Genomic DNA, 4,385 nt, shown 5'->3' on the forward strand with positions numbered 1-4,385 from the left:
AGCCCCCTGGGTGGGAATCACGACCCGCAGGCTGTCGTCGCCGTCCTGTTCGCCGGGCGGCCGCTCGTAGGCGACCGCGGACGACCAGAAATCGACCAGCTGCAGGTCGGCTCCGCGCTGGACGCGGGTGCCCCCCGCGAAGAGGTCGGGCTCCCGGAAGGCGAATCGCAGCCTGCCGTGGTTGCGCACCACGTGGTCGCGCCAGTAGCCGGTCCGGTCGGGGTGGGGCACGGAACTGGTGTCGGCCGCCGTTGCGACGTATCCGGGTGAACTCATCGCGCTCCCGCTGTTCCTCGACGGCGTGCGCGCTTCCGTCAGCCGACTGCGCGCGACCGTAGGACCCCCGACCGCCGGATCCCTACGGTGAGAATACGGCCGCAGTTGCGGATATCACACCCCCACCGGGCAGGACGGAGTTGACAACCGTGCAGCACATCGAGATCGACGGCGCTCGGATCGCCTACCAGGACCGCGGACCGGCCGAGGGAGAGGTGTTCCTCCTCAGCCACTCGCTCTTCTTCGACCACCGCATGTTCGACCCGCTGGCCGACATCCTCACCGGCTCGGGTTATCGAACGGTCGCCTTCGACCACCGGGGACAGGGGTCCAGCTCGCCCGCCGGGTCGGTCGAGGAGCTGTCGATGGACGCGCTCACCGAGGACGCCGCGGCGCTGATCCGCGCGCTGGACCTGGGCCGGGTACACGCGGTGGGCAACTCCATGGGCGGTTTCGTGGCCCTCCGCCTGGCAGCCCGGCATCCCGACCTGGTGCGCACCGTGGCCGCGCTCGGCTCGTCCTGCGAGGAGGAGTACAAGCTGGACGAGTTCGCACCCCTCGTCGCCGCGCTCGGAGAGCACGGCGGAGCGCCGCAGGTGGACACACTGATGCACATCATGTTCGGTGACGCCACGCTCGCCGCGGGCGGACCGGTGGTCGAGCGCTGGCGGGAGAGGATGGTCGCGCTGGGGCCGTCGATCGGGGACTGCGCCCACCAGGTCATCCACCGCACCCGTATCCACGAGGAGCTCGCCGACTGCCCGGTGCCCGTGCTGGCCGTCGCCGGGGCGGAGGACCACGCCTACCCGCAACCGATCTCGGGCCGCAACATCGCCGCCGCGTCCGGGGGGCGGGAGGAGACCGTGGCGGGGGCGGGGCACTCCGTGGCGTTGGAGCGTCCCGAGGAGGTCGCCGAGCTCCTCGTCGCCCACGCGAGGCGGTCGGTGTGACGACGTGTTCGGACCCGCGCGGTCGCCGAGCCTCGCCCCGGCAAGGAAGGGGTGCCTCGAAGAGGCGCCGTGACGACATGGGATGATCCTCTGCCGTCCCCGGCACTCGGGGCGGCGGAGGGAGCGTGTCATGGGGGAAGCGGGGCCAACGGGACGGCGCTGGCTGTGGTTCCTCCTGGTGAGCGTGGTGTTCGCGCACACCGCCCTCAACCTGGCCCGGCCGCTGATCTCCTACCGGACCATCGCCGTGGGCGGGGACGCCGTCGCGGTCGGGCTGGTCACCGCAGCCTACGCGCTCCTCCCGCTCCTCATGGCCGTCCCGCTGGGCCGGGCGACCGACCGCGCGCGGCGGACGGCCTGGATCGTGGGTCTGGGCGCGGTGGTCCTGGCGGCGGGAAGCCTGTTCCTGGCCGCCGCGACCGGGCTGGTCACCCTCGCCCTGGCCAGCACCGTGGTCGGTGCGGGCCACCTGCTGTGCATGATCGCCGGGCAGGGGCTGGTCGCCCGGTTCTCACCCCCGGAACACATGGACCGCGACTTCGGCTGGTACACCGCCGCAGCCTCCCTGGGCCAGCTCGCCGGTCCGCTGATCTCCGGAGCAGTCCTCGCCGACGCCTCCGGGCCGGACCTCCTCCCGGCCACCTCGACCGCGCTGTGGGTCGCCTGCGCCATGGCGGTGCTGGGAGCCGTGGGGATCCTCCCCCTGCTGTCGCTGCGTTCCCCGGCGCACGCCGACCAGGATCGCGCCCCGGCCGTCGGGACGCGCCAGATCCTGCGGGGACGCCGGATGACCGCGGCGCTCCTGGCCAGCCTGTCCCTGCTCTCGGCGGTGGACATCCTCACGGCCTACCTGCCGCTGATCGCCGAGAGCCGGGGCATCTCGCCCATGTACGTGGGCGTGCTGCTGAGCCTGCGCGCCGGGGCCTCCCTGGTCTCGCGCCTGTGCCTGCCCTGGCTGCTGGGGCGCTGGTCGCGCGGGAACCTGATCGTGGCGAGCACGGCGGTGGCCGGGGTGTCGATGGCGCTGGTGGCCGTGCCCGGGGGCGGTCCGGTGCTGCTCGGGGCGGTGCTGACGGCCGGCGGTTTCCTGCTCGGCCTGGGCCAGCCCCTGACCATGGCGGAGGTCGCCACGACCGCCCCGCCGGGGGCGCGCGGATCGGCGCTGGCCCTGCGTATCTGGGGGAACCGGCTCGGTCAGGTCGCCATCCCCGCGGCCGCCGCGGGGGTGGCCGGGTCGGTCGGCGCTCCGGGAGCGCTGCTGGTCTCGGCCACCGTCCTGTTCGCGGCCGCCCTCACCGCCCGGTAGCCGCACGCGTCAGTCGTCCCCGAGGATGAGGTCGGTCATGCGCAGCAGGCGACCGAAGGAGACGGCCGCCTCTCCCCGGAGGGCGGCCACGGCAGCCCGGAGTTCGTGGCGGGACCGGTCCATCCCGGCCACGGCCGCCGCGTCGAGGAGGCCGTCGGCCAGGTAGGACGAGACGAAACCGGCCACCGCGGCGTCGAGGTACGGGAGTTCGGTGTCCGTCACGCGCCCGACCGACCCGAGGTCCGGGAAGGGGGCCGAGAGGTGCTCGGCCCACAGCAGTTCCAGCTCGGTCAGGACTCCGCCCCGGCCACGCCGATCGGACACGACGCGCCCGTTCCGCCGATCCCGCAGTAGCCGCCGGGGTTCTTGGCGTCGGACAGGTACTGCTGATGGTAGTCTTCGGCGAAGTAGAACGCCCGCAGCGGCGCGATCTGCGTGGTGATCGGCCCGTACCCGGCCCGGGTGAGGACCGGCTGGAAGGCGTCCCGGGTGGCCTCGGCCGCGGCGCGCTGGGCGTCGTCGTGGTACAGGATCGCCGACCGGTACTGCGTGCCCACGTCGTTGCCCTGGCGCATGCCCTGGGTGGGGTCGTGGCCCTCCCAGAACACCTTGAGGACCTCGGCGTAGGTGATCCGCTCGGGGTCGAAGACCACGCGCACCATCTCGGTGTGGCCGGTCAGCCCCGAGCACACCTCCTCATAGGTGGGGTTGGGCGTGTACCCGCCCGCGTAACCCACGGCGGTGGTGAACACCCCCCGCTCCGCGCCCAGGCGCCAGAACGTCCGTTCGGCGCCCCAGAAGCAGCCCATCGCCACGTCGGCGACCTCGTACCCCTCCGGGTAGGGCGGCGTGAGCGGCGTGCCCAGGACGGTGTGCTGCGCGGGCACCGGCATCGGGGCGTCCCGGCCGGGCAGGGCGCGCGCCGGATCGACCATGGTCGTCTTCGAACCGAACATGCGTCCAGGGTAGTCGCGGCGGGGCGGCACCGCACGGGTCCGTCCACAGTCGGAAAATCCCCCGGGACACGGAGATGGGTTCGTCCTACGATAGGGGTCGTGCCCGAATCCAACCGCGGCGTCGCCATCGGTGCGAGCGCCTTCCTCCTGTGGGGCTTCGCGGCCCTCTACTGGCCCTTCCTCTCCGCCTCCGAACCCAGCGAGGTCCTCGCCCACCGCATGGTGTGGTCACTCCTCGCGATGTGCGTCTTCCTCCTCCTCGCCCGACGCGGCTGGGGCTGGTTGCTCCCCCTCCTGCGCAGCCCGCGCCGACTCCTCCCGGTCGCGGCCGGGGCCGTCCTCATCGGGATCAACTGGTGGGGGTTCATCTACTCGGTGTCCATCCAGGAGACCCTCCAGGCCTCGCTCGCCTACTTCATCAACCCGTTGATGGCGGTCTGCCTCGGTGTGCTCGTCTTCTCCGAACGCCTGCGCACCACCCAGTGGGTCGCGGTCGGCCTGGGCGCCCTGGCCGTCGTGGTCATGACCGTCGCCTACGGCGCCGCCCCGTGGCTGTCCCTGCTCATGGCGTCGTCCTTCGCGGCCTACGGCGCGGTCAAGAAGTACGTCGACCTCGACGGCATGCAGAGTCTCACCGTCGAGACCCTCATCATGTTCCCGCCCGCCCTCGGCTACGTCGTCTACCTGGAGCTGACCGGGGACGGCACGATGTTCTCCGTCTCCCCCGGCCATACGGCGCTGCTGGTCGGCGGCGGCTTCGTCACCGCCCTCCCCCTGCTGCTGTTCGGCGTGGCCGCCCGGCGGGTGCCGCTGAACGTCATCGGCATGCTCCAGTACATCGCGCCCTCGATGATCTTCCTCATCGGCTGGCTCATCCAGAACGAGGAGATGCCGCCG

6 protein-coding genes (1 of these 6 only partly in view) are annotated in these 4,385 nt (G+C 72.4%); 3 read left to right on the plus strand and 3 right to left on the minus strand.

Annotated elements, in window-relative coordinates; translation table 11 throughout:
* Window positions 1-276, minus strand: partial view of an AraC family transcriptional regulator gene (locus D471_RS35985; RefSeq protein ID WP_017601043.1) — the beginning only. It extends 627 nt beyond the left edge of the window; 276 of the gene's 903 nt are visible here — the first part of the coding sequence; its start codon is at window positions 274-276; its stop codon lies off the left edge, out of view.
* 149 nt (window positions 277-425) lie between these two features.
* Here D471_RS35985 and D471_RS0124425 point away from each other — a divergent pair, with 149 nt between their 5' ends.
* Window positions 426-1,226 (plus strand): alpha/beta fold hydrolase, encoded by an 801-nt coding sequence (locus D471_RS0124425; RefSeq protein WP_017601044.1) that lies wholly within the window; start codon window positions 426-428, stop codon window positions 1,224-1,226.
* Between the two features lie 130 nt (window positions 1,227-1,356).
* Window positions 1,357-2,532, plus strand: a complete 1,176-nt coding sequence (locus tag D471_RS0124430; RefSeq protein ID WP_017601045.1) for an MFS transporter — start codon at window positions 1,357-1,359, stop codon at window positions 2,530-2,532.
* Between the two features lie 9 nt (window positions 2,533-2,541).
* On the opposite strand, the gene D471_RS0124435 is transcribed toward D471_RS0124430, so the two are convergent.
* Together D471_RS0124435 and msrA are read right to left on the minus strand one after the other, a co-directional pair.
* Window positions 2,542-2,856, minus strand: coding sequence for a hypothetical protein (locus D471_RS0124435; RefSeq protein WP_017601046.1), 315 nt, complete (start codon window positions 2,854-2,856; stop codon window positions 2,542-2,544).
* Window positions 2,823-3,488 carry a peptide-methionine (S)-S-oxide reductase MsrA gene (gene msrA, locus D471_RS0124440; protein ID WP_017601047.1) on the minus strand — a complete coding sequence of 222 codons (666 nt, stop codon included), beginning with the start codon at window positions 3,486-3,488 and terminating at the stop codon, window positions 2,823-2,825. The genes D471_RS0124435 and msrA overlap by 34 nt, the downstream gene beginning before the upstream one ends.
* Window positions 3,489-3,587: 99 nt before the next feature.
* Here msrA and rarD point away from each other — a divergent pair.
* Window positions 3,588-4,385, plus strand: a 798-nt coding sequence (gene rarD / locus D471_RS0124445; protein ID WP_017601048.1) for an EamA family transporter RarD, incomplete at its 3' end; no start/stop codon positions are given.

Origin of the sequence: Nocardiopsis lucentensis DSM 44048, assembly GCF_000341125.1 — a bacterium.
GTDB lineage: Bacteria > Actinomycetota > Actinomycetes > Streptosporangiales > Streptosporangiaceae > Nocardiopsis > Nocardiopsis lucentensis.

What these genes read in the sequence shown, in the direction of transcription:
- D471_RS0124430 (WP_017601045.1), top strand. Translation starts at nt 1,357, where the DNA reads ATGGGGGAAGCGGGGCCAACGGGACGGCGCTGGCTGTGGTTCCTCCTG.
- msrA (WP_017601047.1), bottom strand. Translation starts at nt 3,488, where the DNA reads ATGTTCGGTTCGAAGACGACCATGGTCGATCCGGCGCGCGCCCTGCCC.